The organism is Candidatus Profftia sp. (ex Adelges kitamiensis), assembly GCF_020342455.1.
Lineage (GTDB): Bacteria > Pseudomonadota > Gammaproteobacteria > Enterobacterales > Enterobacteriaceae > Profftia.
Genome location: NZ_CP080506.1, coordinates 802183 through 825544 on the forward strand (window position 1 = coordinate 802183; position 23362 = coordinate 825544).

13 protein-coding genes and 1 tRNA gene are annotated in these 23362 nt (G+C 26.1%); 4 read left to right on the forward strand and 10 right to left on the reverse strand.

The window, feature by feature from the left end:
• Window positions 1-1679: 1679 nt before the first annotated feature.
• From mltC to K0T98_RS02185, 8 genes are all read right to left on the reverse strand, one after another.
• Window positions 1680-2759 carry a membrane-bound lytic murein transglycosylase MltC gene (gene mltC / locus K0T98_RS02150; protein ID WP_225639225.1) on the reverse strand — a complete coding sequence of 360 codons (1080 nt, stop codon included), beginning with the start codon at window positions 2757-2759 and terminating at the stop codon, window positions 1680-1682.
• A 114-nt stretch (window positions 2760-2873) separates the two neighbouring features.
• Window positions 2874-3107: an oxidative damage protection protein gene (locus K0T98_RS02155; protein ID WP_225639226.1), complete on the reverse strand. Its 234-nt coding sequence runs from the start codon at window positions 3105-3107 to the stop codon at window positions 2874-2876.
• 2090 nt (window positions 3108-5197) lie between these two features.
• On the reverse strand, window positions 5198-5476 hold the full coding sequence (ihfB, locus tag K0T98_RS02160; protein ID WP_225639227.1) for an integration host factor subunit beta: 279 nt from the start codon (window positions 5474-5476) through the stop codon (window positions 5198-5200).
• Between the two features lie 86 nt (window positions 5477-5562).
• Window positions 5563-7245, reverse strand: coding sequence for a 30S ribosomal protein S1 (gene rpsA / locus K0T98_RS02165; protein WP_225639228.1), 1683 nt, complete (start codon window positions 7243-7245; stop codon window positions 5563-5565).
• A gap of 222 nt (window positions 7246-7467) precedes the next feature.
• The gene (cmk, locus tag K0T98_RS02170) at window positions 7468-8157 is read right to left on the reverse strand and encodes a (d)CMP kinase (RefSeq protein ID WP_225639229.1); all 690 of its coding nucleotides are present in this window, start codon (window positions 8155-8157) and stop codon (window positions 7468-7470) included.
• A gap of 1081 nt (window positions 8158-9238) precedes the next feature.
• Window positions 9239-10522, reverse strand: a complete 1284-nt coding sequence (aroA, locus tag K0T98_RS02175; RefSeq protein WP_225639230.1) for a 3-phosphoshikimate 1-carboxyvinyltransferase — start codon at window positions 10520-10522, stop codon at window positions 9239-9241.
• A gap of 1227 nt (window positions 10523-11749) precedes the next feature.
• The gene (infA, locus tag K0T98_RS02180) at window positions 11750-11968 is read right to left on the reverse strand and encodes a translation initiation factor IF-1 (protein WP_225639231.1); all 219 of its coding nucleotides are present in this window, start codon (window positions 11966-11968) and stop codon (window positions 11750-11752) included.
• A 958-nt stretch (window positions 11969-12926) separates the two neighbouring features.
• Window positions 12927-13000 (reverse strand) — tRNA-Arg (locus K0T98_RS02185).
• Window positions 13001-13201: 201 nt separating this feature from the next.
• On the opposite strand from K0T98_RS02185, the gene folD reads away from it, so the two are divergent.
• From folD to dnaJ, 3 genes are all read left to right on the forward strand, one after another.
• Window positions 13202-14062 carry a bifunctional methylenetetrahydrofolate dehydrogenase/methenyltetrahydrofolate cyclohydrolase FolD gene (folD, locus tag K0T98_RS02190; protein WP_225639232.1) on the forward strand — a complete coding sequence of 287 codons (861 nt, stop codon included), beginning with the start codon at window positions 13202-13204 and terminating at the stop codon, window positions 14060-14062.
• Window positions 14063-14636: 574 nt separating this feature from the next.
• Window positions 14637-16550, forward strand: a complete 1914-nt coding sequence (dnaK, locus tag K0T98_RS02195; protein WP_225639233.1) for a molecular chaperone DnaK — start codon at window positions 14637-14639, stop codon at window positions 16548-16550.
• An 89-nt stretch (window positions 16551-16639) separates the two neighbouring features.
• Window positions 16640-17764, forward strand: a complete 1125-nt coding sequence (gene dnaJ, locus K0T98_RS02200; RefSeq protein ID WP_225639676.1) for a molecular chaperone DnaJ — start codon at window positions 16640-16642, stop codon at window positions 17762-17764.
• A 238-nt stretch (window positions 17765-18002) separates the two neighbouring features.
• On the opposite strand, the gene K0T98_RS02205 is transcribed toward dnaJ, so the two are convergent.
• On the reverse strand, window positions 18003-18605 hold the full coding sequence (locus K0T98_RS02205; protein ID WP_225639234.1) for a peroxiredoxin C: 603 nt from the start codon (window positions 18603-18605) through the stop codon (window positions 18003-18005).
• Window positions 18606-19649: 1044 nt separating this feature from the next.
• Here K0T98_RS02205 and K0T98_RS02210 point away from each other — a divergent pair.
• Window positions 19650-20375 carry a UDP-2,3-diacylglucosamine diphosphatase gene (locus K0T98_RS02210; RefSeq protein ID WP_225639235.1) on the forward strand — a complete coding sequence of 242 codons (726 nt, stop codon included), beginning with the start codon at window positions 19650-19652 and terminating at the stop codon, window positions 20373-20375.
• Window positions 20376-20648: 273 nt separating this feature from the next.
• On the opposite strand, the gene K0T98_RS02215 is transcribed toward K0T98_RS02210, so the two are convergent.
• Window positions 20649-21206, reverse strand: a complete 558-nt coding sequence (locus K0T98_RS02215; protein ID WP_225639236.1) for a DnaT-like ssDNA-binding domain-containing protein — start codon at window positions 21204-21206, stop codon at window positions 20649-20651.
• Window positions 21207-23362 lie beyond the last annotated feature (2156 nt).

Genomic DNA, 23362 nt, shown 5'->3' on the forward strand with positions numbered 1-23362 from the left:
AATAATACTAATTAACACCATCTCTCCCTTATCACTACAGGATACTAAGTTATATACAATTTCAAGGTAAAATTAGTAAAATTATTTTACTACATACTTACGCTTTCTTAGCTATTTTAGTAAAATTGTTCAAGAATATATTTACTTCTAGAATACTATCTATTGAAGTTAGCATACCTATAGTCATTATCTATATGTAATATTATTATACTTATTAATAATGTACGATATTATAAGAAATTACAGTTTTATTAGAATTAACAGTCTTGTCTAAATAATATCTTTTTAGTATAATACCCTAATAGGGTATTAGATTAAAAATAGTATTTTAAAATTTAATATCTAAATATTTAATTAAATCAACAATAGTTATAGAATCATTATTCTAAAAATATTACAATTTATAATTAAGTAATAATGTTATAATTAGTGCTATATGTATCATTATTCAAGTATTGAAATATATTACAAACTTTATCTTAAAGATGTTTGATTTAATTTTTCTTTTTAGTTGTTTAATTTCTATTAAACTATTGTATTGTTATTACTACTAAATAATACAGTTAGTAGATATGATCTATAATATATCTCTTTCGCTACATATAAGATTTGTTGATAATATAACAAAAGTTTATACTTTCGGTTCTGAATTACTTTATAATGCATATTTTCAAGATATTACTATTAATATAAAAATATTTTATTTATCAGTAATGTTTATAAATAAATTATTCTTACTCCAGTTATATAATATAGAAAATTATTTTTTCACTAAGTAGTAAAATATATTAGTTTATAAAAAAAATAATATGATGTACATAACGAGTAAAAAAGAAATATGGAATAAATTTTTATTAACATAATGAATATACTTATCTTATATTATATAGTAAGAAAATACTCTATTCGGAAAAAGAAGGTATATTAATAATATATTAATAAAAATTATTATTCTTTTTAATTATTATATTCTAAAATAGATACAAAGTTTTAATAAGGTAAACTACTCTTAATTATAATGAATAAAAAATTATTTATACATTTATAAGCTTATTTATAATTACATATTATATAATATTATTTCATCAATCAATAAATAATATTTTGTTATTAGAAAATAAAAGTAGTGATTAAATATTGTTAAATATCTTTTACTAAATTTTTTTTATTGACTTTTTATATATTATATTTAGTAATAATAATGTTAATTTATTACAATTAACCTCATAAAAACTAAATTTATTAAAGTTTTTTTATTATTTTATAAGAATAAAAAATTATTTATTTTGGATAAATTATATTGCTTATATGAATCAATAATAAATATGTATTTTATTTGGATGCAATATATCTAATATAATATAACAATATTTTTAATTACTTTTAAATATGACTCTTAAGTTAATATTAATTGAATCATCATTTATAACTATATTTTACAATTAACACCACAGCAGCAGAGAAAATAAAATTTTTATAATATATTAGTTAGCATTATAACATAAATAAAGCGTAATTAAGTAAGAATAAACATTATAAAAAATTATATAACTATCTTATTAACTCTATAACTTTAAAATCGTAATACAATCTAGAGTTAAATATTCAAATATAGCTTGTAATTCTACTATATAGATCGCTTTAATATTCAATATTGTATAGTAAGAGAAATCTAAAATTTATTTTATATACTTATAAATATTATTTATATTATTTACTTTATATAAATAACAATCTTTTCCAGCTAAAGAGCTACTTCTAAGTAATACTTTATAAACATTCACCGGAGTTAAATTATTAATAACATCTACTGCATAGTTACGATCGCTAGAAAACGCATGTAATACGTTTCCTGCACCTTCATTATAGGCAGTAATTACCGCATAAAGACGTGACATCTTATTTTGGATGCCTCCTAGGTAATGATTTTGTAAAATAGATAAATATGCCGTACCAATATTAATATTATTTTTTGGATTAAATAAATAACTACGACTTGGCACCCCCCACTTACCTTGATGTAAGAACACATCCTTACCAGCAGTATGTGGAACAATCTGCATTAAACCAAGAGCATTAGAATTACTTACTGCATAAGGATTAAAGTTAGATTCAGCTTGAATAATAGCCAAAATTAAAGATTCATCAATACCGTATTTATAAGATGCATAATGCACCATACTAAAATATTTACGCGCACGTTTATCCATGTGATTTGGTACTAATTGAATAATAACCGAATAAATGACGTGCGATCTGGAAATACGCCTAATCATCTTATGATGTATTAAATAATTAGCGAAATTACTAGCTCTATCTTTCCAGCGAATTGGTTGTTTATTATTATCTAAAACCTGGCCATATAAAAATGGTTCCTTACTAAACTTAATGTTATTTAAGTCAGAATAAAGATCTATCGAATTTGGATCATCACCCATTAATAATGTAGTAATAATACCCTCTTTCAAGTTGGATACAGGATTTTTAGATGAAATAGTCTCAACAGTAATTTGCCCAGAGTAAAAGTTAATATGTATACGTGTTAAATATTGATTAATATATTTTACATAGTCTTTAGGGCCTGCAATAAGTACTTCATTGATTCCCCAGATATTTTCAATATCATGAGAGAACTGCCCCATTAAAATATTGAAGCCATGAGTATCTTTTAGTAATTTTTTATTCTTATAAGAATTTTTATTTCCAGAACAAGCAACCTGCAGAAATATAATAAGAATTAATACCAAAAATTTTTTCATATTTACAACCATATTAGATAAATATGGAGGTTTAAAGTATAAGTATTCATAGCATAAAGCACTATTAGTAAAACTAATTTCTTAGTATTCTATGCCATAAATAATATTAAATTACTATCCTTTAAATAGGAATCTAACCATTTCTCGCTCAATTAATTTGCAATCTTTAGGATTAACCATGCTAAGTTTTTTTTCATTAATTAATATTGTTTGTTTATCAACCCATTGTAACCATGCTTCTTTTGAAATCTCATTAAATATACGTATACCTAACTCACCTGGATATAACTGAAAATCTTGTTTTTTTGCTTCTTTTCTTAAAAATGTACAAAAAATATTTCTACTCATAATATTTTATATAAAATTATCCTAGTTGCAAACCATTATTTATTTTCTATGAATAATTCATAGCTCTATTATACGGTTTTTTATAAAAAAGGTAATATTTAGGGTGAGAGAGATGCCATAAAATTTATTTAAACATAATGTTTAGTTAAATTTAAATTCAGGTCGCTATTATAAATTAATTTAAGAATAGTTTCTATCTATTTTTATCGTCGCTAGAAATAGCTCAATAACTTGTATTATACACTATTGTATAAGAATTAGTATTTATCAGTTATTTTATTTGACATTACGCTCTAATGATATTTTTTTATATTGCAATTTAGAGTGATAATTATTCTCTTTAAGCACCTTATTTTAAAAGTTAAAGTCATATTATTCTTACTTAAGCAAATAATAAATAATATTTTATATATCTACAATAGCTTTCACTTATTTTACTAATAAAAAGTAAAAAGTATAACATTAAAATTATATAATGATATATTAAATAATATTTGTCTAATAGGAAAAAATATTCCATGCTAAAATGCCCTATATCTATACAATAAAAATAAAATTTCATATTAATATATATAGATTGAGAATACTAATTATTTTATTTGATTATTGAATCAATGAATATATAAGTATAATATTTTTATAGAAACTCATAGATATTTTTATACATAATACTGATATCAGTGTATAGTATCATACTATGATGCTATAGTATGTTAAATCTTCTTACTAATAAAAGCTATAAATTAATAAAATATAAAAACAAGAAAAAGATATTATCGGGGCAAATAATTAAGTAATTTATATAGATCGTTTATAGTTATTAGTTTTAAAAACTATCAATTAATAATAAAAAATTAAATTTAGCATAAATATTAAAATATTATATAAACTGCAGATTTCTTATATAAAAGATACATAAATAAATAAAATAGTTTTTTAAAGACATAGTTATTAGATCTATAAAATTAGAGTATAACCTTTCTTTATTACAAATAAAATAATTCTTAATATCTTTCTAAAAGATAAAGGGGGTATTATAATAATAATTATATGCAATATTAAAGATAATTAAAAATATTTAAACAAATAATATTGTATTTCCTTTTTTATCTATATAAATAAGTGATATTAGATAGATATATGCTATATAGTACTTTATTTTAAATAATCTATATGTAATTTTATAAAATTTACCTACTATTATAATAAAATAGAAAATATATACTATATTTATAATTTTCCTGTTTATGATAATTTCTTGAAAATAGTATTTTTATATTTATTAGAAGCTTTTTTAAATAATATATTGCAATAAGTGCAATATATTATTATTGATATAATTTCTTAACTATTAAAAATAATAATTTTTAATAATATTATTTAATTATTATATCAGCTAACTAGTACATGCATATTTTAATAATATTTTATTACTATAGTAATAAAATATTATTAAAATAGTTAAAAGTATTAGGACTTAATATATAACTATAGTTAACAGATTAGTGTTATACTTTTAAAATTAATATTAAAAATTAAATTTAACACTACGATATAAAATTTAGTACATAAATAATTTTATTATTATTTAATATCTGAGGTAATAAGTAACTTAGATATAATTTTTTTTATTAAAAATACTTAATTTTTCATCCCCCTAATAAATTAACAAAGTATATTTTAAAATAAAAATATTATTTGATTTGTACTTGGGTTAAATAAAAGAACACCCCTTGGTTAATATATTTAAAATATATTTTAAATACCGCAAGCTTAATTATTTAAGCTTGATACTATTATATTGTATATAAATATTACTGATAATTAATTTAATAGAATTATTTTATGCTTTTGTATAATATATTGGGTATTATTGATGTATTTTGATAAAATCAATCAATAATTAACCAGTAAAACTATGTTAGGTTATTAACATGATATAACAAAATATTGCAATTATTTTACTTTTAAATAATTAGCATTTTAAGAGAAACAAGCTATCAAGTAAGCATGTTTCTCTAATAAAATATTTAAATCTTAAAAAAATGATCTATTTATAGTTATATTCTATAATGCTATGTAAACTCAATTTATATATTCACCTGATCACGTAATTTTTTACCTGGCTTAAAATAAGGAATGTATTTTCCTGTTAATACTACTTTATAACCACTTTTAGGATTACGTCCTACATGGGGTGCACGGTAATGCAGTAAAAAACTACCGAATCCACGTATATTAATACGATAACCATCGGTCAGCATGGATGATATATATTCAAGTATTTTTTTACCTGCATTTTCAATAGTTTTCGCGAGTAGATTTGGACGTTGGCTGATAATTTTTTTAATAAGTTCAGACTTAGTCATCTTTACCCCAAGTTATAATTATAAAATTCATACAATTTATATTTATTATAAAAATTATAAATGACTCTAAACTACTATAATAATTGTTATTCACCTTTGGCTACTTTAAATGCTTCAGCCATAGCATTAGAGAAATTTAATGAATCTTCTTGTTTTATATTGGGAGTAACAATGGAATCTTTTCCATCATCATCATCATATTTACCACGAATAGATAAAATGATAATACGATTCTTACGGTCTATACCAATAAATTTAGCCTGAACCTTTTCACCTATATGTAAAATAAGGGTAGCATCTTCAACTCGATCACGAGAAGCTTCGGAAACACGTAAATAACCTTCTACTAATCCATCTGCTAATGCAACCGTAGCACCTTTCATATCAACAGAAGTTATTTTACCAGTAACAATTATTCCCTTTTTATGCATAGAAATATAGTGATTAAATGGATCTTCTATTAATTGTTTAATTCCAAGGGAGATACGCTCTCTCTCTGCATCAACTTGTAAAACAACAGCAGATATTTCATCACCTTTTTTATAGATATTAACTGCTTCTTCACCTATAAGACTCCAGGAAATATCCGATAAGTGAACTAAACCGTCTATTCCTCCGTTAAGACCAATAAAAATACCAAAGTCAGTAATTGATTTAATTTTACCTTCAACACGATCTCCTTTATTATGTTTCTCCGCAAATAACTGCCATGGATTATATTTGCACTGCTTAAGACCTAATGAAATACGACGACGTTCTTCGTCAATATCTAGAACCATTACTTCTACAATATCATTAATATTAACAACCTTAGATGGATGAATATTTTTATTAGTCCAATCCATTTCGGAAACATGTACTAAACCTTCTACTCCCTCTTCTATTTCTACGAAACAACCGTAATCAGTTAGGTTAGTTACACGCCCAGTTAGTTTAGTAGCTTCTGGATAACGCTTAGCAATAGCTACCCATGGATCTTCTCCTAATTGCTTTAAACCTAAAGATACACGAGTACGTTCACGATCAAATTTTAATACTTTAACATTAATATCATCACCTACATGTACAATCTCGCTTGGATGTTTTACACGTTTCCAAGCCATATCAGTTATGTGTAGTAAACCGTCAACACCTCCTAAATCAATAAATGCACCATAATCTGTTAAGTTTTTAATTATACCCTTAACTTCCATACCTTCTTGTAAATTTTTTAACATATGATCACGTTCTGCACTGTTTTCAGATTCAATAACAGCACGACGAGAAACAACAACGTTATTACGTTTTTGGTCTAATTTTATTACCTTAAACTCTAGTTCTTTACCCTCAAGATGCATAGTATCACGTACTGGACGAATATCTACTAAAGATCCGGGTAAGAATGCACGAATACCATTTAATTCTACAGTAAAACCGCCTTTAACTTTACCATTAATAATACCGGTCACAATTGCAGATTTTTCGCAAGCGTTTTCTAACTGAATCCAAGATTCGTGACGCTTAGCTTTCTCACGTGAGAGCTGGGTTTCACCAAAACCGTCTTCCACCGCATCTAAAGCAACATCAACTTCTTCACCTACCTTAATTTCCAGTTTACCGTATGCATTTTTAAACTGCTCCACTGGAATTGCAGACTCAGATTTTAAGCCAGCATCAACTAATACGATATCTTTGTCAATAGAAATAACAATACCACGAACGATAGAACCAGGGCGAGTTTCAATTGTTTTTAAAGATTCTTCAAAGAGTTGAGCAAAAGATTCAGTCATATTGATATATCTTCATAGTTCTGTATTTTAACGTTCATCTCGCATCCTGCTTGATGGTTTTATTTAACATATCCTGTAGTCATCCATTAATAACAGGTAGGAGTAATTTTTATTATTATTTAATTTAATTAGTTGAAGGCTATTAATAACTAATCTATAACTAAAGTGTTATAATACTAACTATTAGATTATCTTCTTACTTAAGTGTCACCTCCCAAATTACTATATAACAAGTAGTAATCTATGCTTAGCATAAGCTAACGCCTTTATAATAACTTCTTCAAGAGAAATATAGGTTGAATCTAGCATTAGCACATCCTGAGCTGGAATGAGTGGAGCTAAAGCACGATTATAATCACAATTATCTCGTTTTTTTAATGCATCAGAAACGAATTGTAAGTTAACACTAAACCCATTTTTTTGCAACTGAAATAGACGACGACGAGCACGTTCTTGGGGACTAGCATAAAGAAAAATTTTTACTGATGCATCTGGAAACACAATAGTACCCATATCTCTTCCGTCAGCTATGAGACCTGGAAATTTGCGCGCTGCACGTTGATGGTATAACAGAGCTTCTCTAACACAAGGGAAAGTGGCAACTTGAGACGCAGTACGTCCTATTAATTCAGTTTTAATTTTATAACTTAAGTCTTTACCTCTAAAAAGAACCTGTAGTTGGTTACTATGTGCCAAAGAAAATATATTTAAATAAGAAGATAATGATACCAACTCCTTTTCAGACATGTAATCAACTTTATATTGCAAAGCAATAAAAGCAAGAATACGATAAAATTTTCCGGAATCTAAAAAATACCATCCTAAGTATCTAGCTAAAGCTTTACATAAAGCGCTTTTACCAGCACCGCTTGGTCCATCAACAGTGATTACTGGAGGAGTAGTAAATGACATTATATTTTTTCCTTAATCTAAAAATATACTTTATCCAAAATAACAGAAAAAATATGAATATTTAGATATATTAGATCTATAATAGATGTTTTAATACATAAATATTTATACAAGATAATTTTGGAGAAATAAATAATTTAATTATTATCAACATCTTATTTTTATAAAGCAGTATTTATTTCTCATTAATAATATTATAAACATAAATTAATATCATTTATTTGAATAAATATTATTTTGAATAAACTATTAAATTAATATGATTACTATGATTTTTTTTATTTGATGGTAGTAAGCATTTAACATTACTAACTAACTATCAGATAAATATCTTAATGAGAACTTTATTATAGTCTATATCAGGCAATAGTAATAATTATATATAATATATTTAAAAATAGATAACTCACAATATATTTATATTTTCAATACACCTGATATAACTATCATTGCGAATAATGTCAATAATAGTGAGTAATATATTAAATTAATTTATTAAGAATAATAAGAAATTATGGCTGATAATATTTATAAAACCAAACGTTATTCATGTGACGTAATATTATCCTTTTAAGTAAAGTCAATAGGTAGTCAATAAATATATTAAATATGAATATAATAAATAATACATAATACATAATACATAATACATATAAAACCAAAGAAAATAATAAGTTAGCATTGAAGATACTAATATTATTATAATAGATAAAAATTAATACTAAATTGGATTCTGAGTTAGTATTTGTATATATAAAGTAACATCACATTATATATCTAATAATAGATAATAGACCGCATAGAACCATCTAATTTATATACCATTATTTAATAAATATTATAACTACATAAAATTATATAAACAAAAAATAAATAACACTTTTGTTAAAGAGGTGTATTGTAATTTACAAAGTATTGATGATAATAATCACAAATCTATTAAACTTAATTATAATATTTTCATATAAATCATTAAATTTTATAAGATATTAACTACTTTAAACATATAAGCTTATTTAATATAAATATAAAAAATAAAACAAGTCTTCTTATATTGAGTATTTTTCTAAATATAAGTATTTTAATGACTTAAAAGAGCAAATTGATAGAAATAGTCAGGAAAGGTTTTTGACGTACATTGAGGATTTAAAATAGTAATTGGACTATTTGATAGTGCTACAAGAGAAAAGCACATCGCCATACGATGATCATTGTAAGTATTAATTTTAGCGTATTTTATATTTTTAGGTGGAATAATACTAATATAGTCTTTACCTTCTTGAACTTCAGCGCCAACTTTACGTAACTCAGTAGCCATTGCATATAAACGATCAGTTTCCTTTACACGCCAGTTACTAATGTTACGAATTATAGTTGGCTTCTCAGCAAATAGAGCAGTTGTAGCTATAGTCATTGCCGAATCAGGTATATGATTCATATCCATATCAATACCATATAATCCACTTCGCGTACATTCAATAAAATCATCTCCCCAAGTGATGATAGAGCCCATTTGTTTTAATATATCAGCAAATTTAATATCACCCTGAATACTATTTCGACCAATACCAGTCACGCGAACAGTACCCCCTTTAATAGCTGCAGCTGCAAGAAAATAGGACGCAGAAGATGCATCACCTTCAATTGAATAATCACCAGGAGATATATATTTTTGACGACCAGCAATACGGAAGATATGGTAATTTTTATTTTCTATACTAATACCAAATATCCCCATAAGAGCTAGAGTAATATCAATGTAAGGCTTAGATACTATTTTTCCTTTAATTAAAATTACAGTATCTTGCTGAGCAAGAGGAGCCATTATTAGTAAGGCAGTTAAAAACTGACTAGAAATTGACCCATTCACTATGATATTTCCACCAACGTAACCACCACGCAAACGCAAAGGGGGATAGTTTTCTTGTCCTAAATAATCTATTTGTGCTAAACCTTGGCGTAATGCATTAACTAAATACCCAATAGGACGTTCTTTCATGCGTGGTTCACATGTAAGAGTCACATTATTCTCTCCTAAACATAAAGCTGCAGCTAATGGACGCATTACCGTACCTGCATTACCTAAAAATAACTCAATAGTACCACCATCTGTGCTAAAAGCACCATTATTACCGGTAATTTTACAGCAAGTATTATTATCTGATAATTGACAATGAATGCCTAGTTGTTTTAGCGCGGCTATCATATAGCGCACATCATCACTATCTAGTAAATTATGTAGACATGTTACCCCATCTGCAAGAGCAGCAAGTAATAAAGCGCGGTTAGAAATACTCTTAGATCCAGGTAAATTTATTTTACCAGAAAATTTAGTAATAGGTTGTAAAGTTAGGTGATCTAGCATAGAATTAACTCCTAATTTTAGATTAAAATTATCTAATCAGACTACTTAAAAAGTATATCTATTATTGTTATTCGTATTATTATTTTTTATATAAAAATATAAATACATTCATATGTATTAATCATAAAATAATTAATAGATTTCTAAAATCTATTGTGTTCGTGTATATAATTATTAGGATCTCTATCCTATTTGTCTTTTTATAAGGTTACATGTAAAATAAATTATTCTTTTATATTAAATAAAGCAAGCTGAGTAAGAGGGAAAAAATAAATAAATGACTAAAATATATTTATCTTTTAGTCATTCCAATAGAACTTATATAGTAAATTACTATTTATTTGAATCACAGTTTTTTGTGATCAGAATAAATAAACAACTATAGAAAAGTTTTTATAAAGCCATCACTATCTCAGTTTTATATCTTCATAACACCTTAACAAAATACCTGTAAAGTTAATTTTATAATTCATAAAATAGGTTAACTACCTATATAAATAGGTTAACTTAATATTTAACTACTTTTGCAACTTAAAGACTTAAGTAGTAATCTTAAAATAAACTCATAATATATTATATAAATCTTAGTATAATTGATTAACTAGTATCATTATATTAAAAAGAGTGAATAATAGGTTTATGTAATTTAAATGGTTTTTATTAGAACAAAAATCCATTTTATTTGTTATAAATAGATGAAATTGTATTTAGTGGCCTTAAAGATATATATAATATGTGAATCATTATCTATAATATATAAATAATATTTATTAGATTATATATTATCATATATTTAGATGGAATAATCTTATAATCAAAAGATGATTTTTAGATAAAATAATACTTACTAATTACGCGTAATTTCAAATGAAATTATCTATAATAGTATTAATAAGGTCAATTAATATAAAAAATGATAATCTGTAAACAGAATTTAAATGTAGTAACAATAACTTAAAATATATTCTTTATGTATAGTATCTACGTAATTGATATTAATCAATAAAACCTTTTTCATTTTTCTTACTATTGCTGTACTATATATAATAGATTGCAACATTATTATATAATACTCCTAATTTATTTTTTAGATGAGAGAAATTATTTTATATAATAATGTGATAATATTTTCATTAAAATATTATTAAAATAATTTAATAAGTTCACCTGATTTTATAATTTATCTTAATAACTAAGTGAGATATCATTACTCCCTAAAATATTATTTTATCGGCTACGGAAAATAATACGTCCTTTGCTGAGGTCATATGGGGTCAACTCTACAGTTACTTTATCGCCAGTAAGAATTCGGATATAATTTTTTCGCATTTTACCAGAAATATGGGCAATAACGATGTATCCATTTTCTAATTCAACACGAAACATTGTATTAGGTAGTGTATCAAGTACAATACCCTGTATTTCAATATTTTCTTCTTTAGCCATTTAATCCTCTAATACGAGTTAACATAATGTTATTATATAAACTAATATCTACCAGTAATAATATTAGTTATATAACGAGAATATCTATTCTATAATAGTAAGATAGTTGGGATTAATGTTTATTGCAAAATTACCCGCAATTATTTACATATTAATGTTTTTTAGTAAAATATGAATAAACTTAATTTATATTAGATACAGTATTTTATTTATATCTAAAAGTATTATGTATGCTGAATATAAGACAGTCAATGCATATTCTCATAAATATCCTAAATTACTATACATGCAATTCAGTATTTTTTTCGAACAACCATTTGATGTTACAAAAGTAAAAAATTAGTCTTAAGTGGTATTTTAAATACTGTATACAAATACTATGGCATCCTATTCTTACAGGATATATAGTTTATTATATGTAAAATTGTAAACATATTTTATTATAAAGACTATTATTTATCTTTAAAAATTCCTTATACTCTGAATTTTAAATAAAACTTTAATATGTTAATAAGTATTATAATTATTGAATATAATAAAAAATGTTATTTAATTTAACTAAATAAAAATACAATTTTCATTAAAATAGAGATGGTAAATAAATTAAATAATTTTAGCTTTAAACAGCTATTTTCTATATAGCTATGAAGTATAGATTAAACCCAATAATCTATATTATATCTAAAAGAAAGCACTATTTATATTATAAGTAAAAAATTATTTACTGTATAAATGAAAAGAAAGCTATTCTATGATTTTCTGATAGATAATATATCTTATATTTTAAATAACTCTGTAAAACTATTTACAGTTTGTTATCTACCAGGAAAATAGGTAAACCTATTACACTGCTATTATAGTTATATAGGAGGTGTGTGATTAACAATATTATACTATAAAAATAAGAAATAAAATTATATTTTATTAATAAGATAAAACAAATCCTTGTTTTTTATTGTACGCCCTACAAGATTCGAACCTGTAACCTACGGCTTAGAAGGCCGGTGCTCTATCCAATTGAGCTAAGGGCGCATAAATAGACAGACATATTATAGAATATAGTCTAGGATAACATAAGTCCTAATATTATCCTAGTATAAGTAAGTTCTTTTTATATTTATAAACATTTACTAATTACCTCTAATTTTATTTTTTATCTGACAGAATGTTTTTTATCTGATAAAATATTAGTTACTACATAATTAGTCAGTACTTATGGATAGTATATAACTAATGGAAGCAAAAATTCTGAATGGTAAAAATATTTCACAACAGATTAAAAATGAAATGGCTATACATATAGAAAGACGTTTAGCTGAAAGTAAACGTGCTATTAGTTTAGCTATGATTTTAGTAGGCAAAAGTAATCCTGCCTCTCAAATTTATATTAATAGTAAACTACAAGCTTGTAAAGAAGTAGGTATTATATCTAAGTTCTACAATCTTAATTGTTCAACTAGCGAAAATAAGCTGTTAAGATTAATTGATAACTTGAATGTTGATAACAACATAGACGGTATATTAGTTCAACTACCTTTACCGGCTAATATCAATAACGTAAGAGTTTTAGAGCGTATAAGTCCATATAAAGATGTTGATGGCTTTCACCCTTATAATATAGGTCGTTTATGCCAATGTTCTCCTACACTGTGTCCTTGTACCCCTCGTGGTATTATAACTATGTTGGAACGCTACAGAATAAATACTTATGGTTTAGATGCGTTAGTTATTGGTGCATCTAATATTGTGGGTCGTCCTATGGGTCTTGAATTTTTATTAGCAGGATGTACTACAACTATTGCTCATCGTTTTACTAAAGATCTGCAAAAATACGTTAAAAAAGCTGATATTATAGTGGTTGCTGTTGGTAAACCTAACTTTATTCCTGGTCTATGGATTAAAACTGGTGCTATAGTTATTGATGTTGGTATAAACCGTTTAGAGGATGGTCAAGTGATAGGTGACGTTGAATTTAATGTCGCAGCAGAACGAGCTAGCTGGATTACTCCTGTTCCAGGAGGGGTAGGTCCAATGACCGTAGCAATGCTTATTCAAAATACAATACAAGCCTGTGAAACATTTAATAATATATAATTTTATAATCAACATTATATGTACAAACCAATAATTCCTTAGCTCATGAAAGATATCTCAGTAATATCTAATCAATTTTTAGGTTATAGTAATAAATACTTACTTACTGATAATCTTTGAATAATTAATATAGAATTATTAATTTATATCATTTCTAATACTTGTATACAGCATAATAAATAATATTTTTGTATCATTCATGATAATGAATACATCCCCATTATATTTATATATAATGTATGATAGTTAATACAGTAATATTGTATATATTTAGATACATTTCTAAGTAAAAATTCAATTAATGTAATCTTCTGAAGATACTAGAAACATTGATTAAACAAAATAAGATAAAATAAAATAATAATGTATTTATTAAATACTTCCTAAGTAATTGTAAGTATAAAAAATATTTTACACCTTATATTCTTATTGTTATCTAGAACTATATTATCTTATGCTATAACTCAATGAAATACCGCATTGATACGGTATAAAAAGCAGTTGAAAAACTAAAGATTGACCCCATATCAAGTAACAATGAAATTAATAACAAAATTCTTAGTGGAGATGTTCGATGGGAAAAATTATTGGTATCGACTTAGGCACAACTAACTCTTGTGTAGCTGTCATCGATGGGACTAACGCACGAGTACTGGAGAACGCTGAAGGAGACCGAACCACTCCTTCAGTTATTGCATATACCCAGGAAGGTGAAATACTGGTTGGCCAACCTGCAAAACGTCAAGCAGTGACTAACCCAAAAAATACTCTATTCGCAATAAAACGTCTGATTGGTCGTCGTTTTGATGACGAAGAAGTACAGCGTGATAAAAACATTATGCCTTTTAGTATTGTTGCTGCTGATAATAACGACGCATGGGTTGAAGTTAAAGATCAAAAAATAGCTCCACCACAAATTTCAGCCGAAGTTCTAAAAAAAATGAAGAAAACCGCAGAAGATTTCTTGGGAGAGACGGTCCATGAGGCAGTTATTACTGTTCCTGCATATTTTAACGATACACAGCGTCAAGCTACTAAAGATGCCGGTCGTATTGCAGGTTTAGAGGTAAAACGTATTATCAATGAACCAACTGCAGCCGCCTTAGCTTACGGTTTGGATAAAGAAGTTGGTAATCGTACTATTGCAGTTTACGACTTAGGTGGTGGTACTTTTGATATCTCTATCATTGATATTGACGAAGTAGACGGTGAAAAAACTTTTGAAGTTTTAGCAACGAACGGTGATACCCATTTAGGTGGTGAAGATTTTGATAGTCGTTTGATAAATTATATTGTTGAAGAATTTAAAAAAGAACAAGGCATGGATCTACGTCATGATCCTCTTGCAATGCAACGTTTAAAAGAAGCTGCTGAAAAAGCAAAGATTGAGCTGTCTTCTGCTCAACAGACAGAAGTAAATCTTCCATACATCACTGCAGACTCATCTGGTCCAAAACATATGCATATTAAAGTAACTAGAGCTAAACTTGAATCATTAGTTGAAGATTTAGTTAATCGTTCTATGGAACCATTAAAGGTAGCACTGAAAGACGCAGGTTTATCTGTATCTAATGTACATGATGTGATCTTGGTTGGTGGTCAGACCCGTATGCCTATGGTTCAAAAAAAAGTTGCCAATTTCTTTTGTAAAGAACCACGTAAAGACGTTAATCCAGATGAAGCAGTAGCTATCGGTGCTGCAGTACAGGGTGGTGTCTTAACTGGTGAAGTAAAAGATGTACTACTCTTAGATGTTACTCCATTATCCCTTGGTATAGAAACAATGGGAGGGGTTATGACTTCTCTGATTGCAAAAAATACTACCATTCCTACTAAGCATAGCCAAGTCTTTTCAACTGCTGAAGATAAACAATCTGCGGTGACTATTCACGTAATTCAGGGTGAACGCAAACGTGCTATAGATAATAAATCTTTAGGTCAGTTTAACCTAGATGGTATCCAACCTGCACCACGTGGTATACCACAGATAGAGGTCACTTTCGATATTGACGCAGATGGCATACTACACGTATCAGCTAAAGATAAAAATAGCGGTAAGGAACAAAAAATTACTATAAAAGCTTCTTCTGGTTTGAATGAAGAAGAAATTCAAAAAATGGTTCGTGATGCTGAAAATAATGCTGAAGCTGATCGTAAATTTGAAGAACTAGTACAAATTCGCAATCAAGCTGATCAATTGGTACACGGAACTAAAAAACAAATGGAAGAAGTTGGTAGTAAGTTATCAGCGGAAGATAAAACTGCTATTGAAACTGCTTTAGTTGCACTAGATAATGCAGCTAAAGGAGAAGATAAAGATGATATAACAATAAAAATTCAAAATCTAGTGCAATCTTCTAGTAAATTACTAGAGATAGCTAACCAAAAAAATAAAAATTGTAATAACAACCAAGAAAATAATACCAACGATCATAAAGATGAAAACGTAGTAGATGCTGAATTTGAAGAAGTTAAAGATAAAAAATAATTATCCTTAAAAATATTCTTAATGATGCACCGGCATAGACGTTGAGAAATATCAGCGTCTATAATGCTATGTTAAAGGCAGGATTAAAAATGGCAAAAAAAGACTATTATGAAGTTTTAGGTGTATCTCGCAATGCGGAAGAGCGTGAAATAAAAAAAGCTTATAAGCGTATGGCTATGAAATTTCATCCTGACCGCAATCAAAAAGATAAAGAAGCAGAAGCAAAGTTTAAAGAGGTTAAAGAAGCCTATGAAACATTAACTGATACACAAAAACGTGCAGCTTACGATCAGTATGGTCACGCAGCATTTGAACAAAGTAGTGTGAGTGGTAATGGTCATGGGAGAACAGAATTTAGTGATATATTCGGTGATGTATTTGGAGATATCTTCGGAGGTAGTCGTCGTAAAAATGCAACTAGGGGTTCAGATCTAAGTTATAAAATAGAACTGACATTAGAAGAGGCTGTACGAGGTATCACTAAGGAAATTATCATTCCTACGTTAGTAAGATGCACAACTTGTAATGGTAGTGGAGCAAAAAAAGGTACTAATCCTATAAATTGTCCAACTTGTCATGGCGCAGGTCAGATACAAATGCGTCAAGGTTTTTTTACTGTACAACAATCTTGCTCATACTGCCATGGACAAGGCCAAATTATTAAAGATCCATGTAGTAAATGTTACGGTCATGGACATTTAAAAAAATCCAAAACACTTTCAGTAAAAATACCTGCTGGGGTTGATACAGATGATCGTATACGTTTAAGTGGTGAAGGTGAGGTTGGAAAAAACGGAGCACCAGCGGGTGATTTATACGTACAAATTTATATTAAAGAACATCCTATTTTCCAGCATGAAGATAACAACTTATTTTGTGAGGTACCTATAAACTTTACAATGGCAGCATTGGGGGGTGAAATTGAAGTCCCTACATTAGATGGACGCGTGAAACTTAAAATACCCTCCGAAACCCAGACCGGTAAGATGTTTCGTATGCGAGGTAAAGGTATAAAATCTGTCCGTGACAATACAAAAGGAGATTTGCTGTGTCGCGTAGTTGTTGAGACTCCTGTCAAACTAAACGAAAAACAAAAACTCCTTCTACATGAGCTAGAGAAAAGTTTTTATAATTCTCCAAATATTAATAACAGTCCTCGTTCTAAAAGTTTTTTTGATAGTGTAAAAAAGTTTTTTGACGATTTAACTAATTAGTGTGTCTTATAAAAATCATTACTTAATATCTTTATATCCGCATTTATTATTAATATATCTTTGTAAAATAATTTTATTAAAAATTAATACAAAAAATTTATTTCAATATTTGATATAAATTTATATACTATATATAAAATAGTATAATGATTACTAACTTAAATTTACTAGCCTAATAATCATCCCTAATTGTATTAGGCTAAATATAATTTAACATATTATTTGTTAGAGAATAAGGTTACAATTTTGTAGAGTGCTCAGATAAGTATTTAGAAACCCCCTCTGAAGAAGCAACCATACCTTTTTGACCTTTTTCCCACTGAGCTGGACAAACTTCATGGTATTTTTCGTAAAAATGTAAAGCATCTACCATACGTAACATTTCATCAATATTACGTCCTAAAGGCAAATCATTTACAATCTGATGACGTACAAAACCTTCTTGATCAATTAAAAAAGATCCGCGTAGCGCAACGCCATATTCTGGATGTTCAATACCATACGCTTGCATAATTTCGTGTTTTATATCAGCTACTAATGGATACTGAACATTACCTATACCGCCATTATTAATATGAGTTTTACGCCATGCGTTATGCACGAACTCAGAATCCATAGATACGCCAACAACTTTTACTTCACGTAATTTAAATTCTTTATAGCGGTGATCAAAAGCAATAAGTTCGGATGGACATACAAAAGTAAAATCCATTGGCCAGAAGAAAATTACTGCCGGTTTATTCTTTATAAATTCTTTAAAATTAAAATTTGTAATAATTGTACCATTACCTAGCACAGCAGATGCTGTAAAATTAGGAGCTTGACGCGCAACTAATACCATATAAAATCCTTTTAATTATTGATTTTGATAGATAATTAAATTTTATTAAAGTCGTTTCTTAAATATTAAACCTGAATAAAACAATTAGGGAATCATTATTTTAATTACATAACACATTTACTTATCAATTGCGCCTTTATTATAAACATAAATAATTTATCATGCAATGATAAATTATTTTAAAATTTTGATATAATCAAATTCATATTTGAGCTAACTATTAACAACTTTGATAAATATTAAAGAAAAAATTATTAAAAATATTAATATTTTTAATAATTTTAAGATACAGATGGATAAATAGATCTCATTTTAAATTTTAATTACCTACCTTTAGTTGTAGTAATAAAGTAAATATAATGAATATATTAAATTTATACTGAATTTTTCACTGCAAAATAAGTTTTTGCACGATTATTTTAAACTTAAAAAGTTATATTATAAAGATGAAGGAGTAAGTCTTATAAAGAACAAAAAATGCAATTTTCTTTATTAGACGCAATACTTTTATTTAACAATTTAAATAAATATTGTGATAACAGTATTACTTAATTTTAAAAAATAAATAGAATAATACGTTTATTATTTTTTTATATGATTAAAAATAATTTTTTAGAAAAAATTTTAATGGTAAAAATATTAGTTATTATGATTAATCACTTTAATAATTATACTATATATTTTTTAAAAAAAAATCATTATCAATATCTTATACAAGATATCATACATAATATGTAGTTATTTGTTTAGTATAAATAAATAAAAAATTTTTTATAGAAGAAATAATTGAAAGTTAGGAACTATATTATAATAAAATCATAATAGTCAATAGCGCTTAATAATTATTATTATATGGTTATATAAAATATTTATAAACTTACTTTATAATTATTTTATATAATATTGTATAAAAAATAAAGAAAAGATATAACCGCCTCATATAAAATAAAATTATTAGCTATCGTAACCACTACTAAGTGTAAAATATTTAACTTAAACGTAATAAATTAAAATTGCAACCTTAAGCGAAGCATTATATTTTGAATGAGAACAATATTTACTGCGGATTTACATCTAAGCGAACATAAACCATATATAACTGATGGTTTTCTACGTTTTTTGCAACTTGAGGCTTATCAGGCAGAAGCACTTTATATTCTAGGTGATTTTTTTGAATATTGGATTGGTGATGACGATCCTCAGCCTCTGCATCATAAAATAGCTACTGCTATACGTGATCTTACAATGTCCAGTATCCCTTGCTATTTTATACACGGTAACCGCGACTTCCTAATTGGCAAACGATTTGCTGAAAAGTGCGGTATAACGTTATTACCACCAGTTAAATTACTTTCTCTGTATGGTCATAAGATTCTTGTTATGCACGGCGATAAGCTATGTACACATGATGTAAGATACCAGCGTTATAGCTATGCGGTGCATCACCCTTTTATAAAAACCCTTTTTTTAGGACTACCAATATGTACTCGTCTTAATATAGCTGCTAAAATACGTAATTACAGTCAAATGCATAACAGTAATTTGCCAGAGGCAATTATGGACGTTAATCAACAAGTAGTAATTCAAGTACTAGAAAAAAATCAAGCCGATTGGTTAATTCATGGACATACTCACCGTCCAGCACTGCATAATATTAAAGTAACAAGAAATAAATTAGCTAAACGAGCAGTATTAGGTGCCTGGGGTGATAAAGGATCAATGATCAGCGTTACACCAGAAGATATAAAATTGATAGAATTTACTTTGTAATATAAATTTAATGAAATTTAATTTTTCTAAAATTATTGCTAATAGTAAAATTTTTTATCATATCTTCTATAGGAGGGAATTTATTATCAATAAATAATATTATTAATAATACTTATACTATCTAAAGTATCAGCTATATAATTTTTATTTTAACTAATAGTATGAATGATTATTTTTTTCTAGAGAATTTTTTTACCTATTTATAAACTTTTCCTAAAGGGAACGGATCATTTTTTAATTCAATAAAACTAAGAAGGATTCCATCCTATATTGTTAACCTCTAAAACCCTTAGGAATAGAATGATATTGTTCACCTATAGAATTAATATCTCGTTTTAATGAGCTACTTTTGATCATACGTTGTTGATATACACTACGTGCAAGTTTCTGCTGCCATTGTACGTGATAAAAATATTTTTCTTCTGCCTGCCAATAGGATATAAATGATGCTAATTCAGTCATCATAACTGGTACTGTTATAATATATCCCCAAATTGCAGCCATACGTAAAAAATCTGAATCAGGCTTCCAACCTTCATACATCACAAATTTGCCTAGCTTGGCTTTAATATTTTTTTTATGGGGTGGTAACATTTTATTTTTTAATATATTATTTTCTAATATTACATCTATATCATTAAGGTTATAAACTTTCTCAAAAGCTAATAATTCAGCCATTCTTTTGGGAGTAACAGCATAACAAACAAATTTTGGTATATTATTATCTAATAAGGTAATTACTCCACGATCACTAGATCGTAAAGCTGCTTCCGGATCGGTAATGAATGTGTTTAAATTCGTAATTGAAGAAGATAAAATCTTTATAGACATATTTTTACTCTTAAAATAGTAAGAACAAATAAAACAATTAATTATTTATTATTAACCTAGTATCTATTATTATATATTTATATAAACACAAAATTCTATTTTGAGGTGTATTTATTAATTTATATAATTATTAAATAATTTTAATATAAACCTAAATAGTACAATGAAATCTAATAAAATAATTTATTAATAATTAACTTTATTATTTTTTTTATTTATTGAATAGAAAATAATAAATATATATGTTTATTATTTTAAAAATAAATTTTTTAGCTATATTTTATTACTTTATTAGATTTTATCTACCTAAAACTAGTCAACAATAATTGTTTTTAGATAGAACAATTATCAATGTCATCTATATATAAAGTAAATAAAAAACCTTATTTATTTGAATATTATTCTTAGGGTAACAACTAATCCACATTAGAATGAATAATGTACTTAACAGTTTTTAAATATCTTATACGTAGTTTAAAAAAACTTAATAACATATAATTAACCCTAAAACTTTCAAGGATATCTATCAGAAAATATTTAATTTATTATATTAATAGGCACTTGAATATTTTATTCTTAAATATCTAGAGCAACAAAATCACCTTTAATACTCTAACAGATCAATTATATAATAGTTTATTATAATTTAACCTATATCATAGTACTTTAATCCACGAATGATCCTAAAATTAAATAATGTTAGATTATAGTCTAACTTATGTATTACATACATACAAATATTTTACTTTTAAAGCACCTACCATTTAAACCTAGATGTAAAGCAAATACCGATAACTTAGTATCTAGTTTTAATAGTATATTTATTATTAAAATCCATATCATAATATAAATAATGATTGTTATTTATGACCCTGATTTTATCAATTTATAGTTTTAGCAATATAGTAAAAAGATTGCATAGACTTGGTAATTTTAAGATTAAAATTAGTTTAACAATTCAAATAATTTTTTATGACACCCAATAACTAACTATATATAATATCAGCGGAGTACGATAATTTTATAATAAAACAAGATAAAAAAGAAGAAATAAATTATTTTCCTGTAAGCACCGAATCTTTGATGATTAAATCATATGTAATAGAGCAATATATTTGTCTATAATGAAATAATTTATTTTGGAAAAATACACTTATACCAAGTAATTATAGATCTCATTACAGGAAGTGTAGGGTAATTATTTAAATATCTTAACAAGGAAATATGATATATAACTGCCTCTTCTATAGTTAACTAACTAAGTATTTTAAGAAATAATCTGCACTTAATGATTAAGCCCTGATATAAGTCTAACTAATCTTACATTTAATACTAAAAAACAACTTCTGAATAATATTAATGTATACCGAGATATTTCTTGTTCAATTAATAACAACGTCTCATAAAATGAGAATGTTATGACATAGTTAAAAAGTTATATAAAGCATGACCAGTTATTTTTGGCAATATAATAGAGAAGCTAAAATTAAAGGATATAATCTAAGTAAATAATATTAAATAATAAAAAAGTAATGTAACTCATTTATATTTATAATTTTAGTTTTTTTCTATATTTCAGTTTTATATTCCTAGTGCTATAGGTAGCTGAATTTATTTAAGCCAATATAATGTAAATAAATATTTATGTTAGTAGCATTGTTATTATAACATAACCCTTATAACAAGAAGCGTATTTAAGTAATATTAACTATGATATAACAATATTAAAATAGATAACTGATAAAATAATCACTTAAAATAATTTTAATCGACTGTTCAGCTGGTGATATCTTCAATATCACACTGTCTTAATTAAGCAGTATGATTTATTATTTAATTGCTTACTATATGAGTTTCTGTTATCACAGCATATTTTATAACGCATATAAGATTATCGAAATGCACAAAACATTCTAGAAGAACAACTATTTGTTATACCGTTAGTGTATTCTTTACATCCACAAGTATACTGTAATGGTATTAAGGGATTAACATCAAACTTATCTACTAAATTTTTTTGTCGGTATTAATTGCGAAAAAAAATACTATATCTATCAGTAAAAATTTACTAACGAAAGTGAGATAAAAGTGTCAAAATTGTATGATTTTGCATTTATGGCAAATAAACTATAATTATTTTTATATTACCTCTACTA

Excerpts from the sequence above, each read along its gene's own strand:
- mltC (WP_225639225.1), bottom strand. The coding sequence starts at position 2,759 with ATGAAAAAATTTTTGGTATTAATTCTTATTATATTTCTGCAGGTTGCT.
- K0T98_RS02155 (WP_225639226.1), bottom strand. The coding sequence starts at position 3,107 with ATGAGTAGAAATATTTTTTGTACATTTTTAAGAAAAGAAGCAAAAAAA.
- ihfB (WP_225639227.1), bottom strand. The coding sequence starts at position 5,476 with ATGACTAAGTCTGAACTTATTAAAAAAATTATCAGCCAACGTCCAAAT.
- rpsA (WP_225639228.1), bottom strand. The coding sequence starts at position 7,245 with ATGACTGAATCTTTTGCTCAACTCTTTGAAGAATCTTTAAAAACAATT.
- cmk (WP_225639229.1), bottom strand. The coding sequence starts at position 8,157 with ATGTCATTTACTACTCCTCCAGTAATCACTGTTGATGGACCAAGCGGT.
- aroA (WP_225639230.1), bottom strand. The coding sequence starts at position 10,522 with ATGCTAGATCACCTAACTTTACAACCTATTACTAAATTTTCTGGTAAA.
- infA (WP_225639231.1), bottom strand. The coding sequence starts at position 11,968 with ATGGCTAAAGAAGAAAATATTGAAATACAGGGTATTGTACTTGATACA.
- folD (WP_225639232.1), top strand. The coding sequence starts at position 13,202 with ATGGAAGCAAAAATTCTGAATGGTAAAAATATTTCACAACAGATTAAA.
- dnaK (WP_225639233.1), top strand. The coding sequence starts at position 14,637 with ATGGGAAAAATTATTGGTATCGACTTAGGCACAACTAACTCTTGTGTA.
- dnaJ (WP_225639676.1), top strand. The coding sequence starts at position 16,640 with ATGGCAAAAAAAGACTATTATGAAGTTTTAGGTGTATCTCGCAATGCG.
- K0T98_RS02205 (WP_225639234.1), bottom strand. The coding sequence starts at position 18,605 with ATGGTATTAGTTGCGCGTCAAGCTCCTAATTTTACAGCATCTGCTGTG.
- K0T98_RS02210 (WP_225639235.1), top strand. The coding sequence starts at position 19,650 with ATGAGAACAATATTTACTGCGGATTTACATCTAAGCGAACATAAACCA.
- K0T98_RS02215 (WP_225639236.1), bottom strand. The coding sequence starts at position 21,206 with ATGTCTATAAAGATTTTATCTTCTTCAATTACGAATTTAAACACATTC.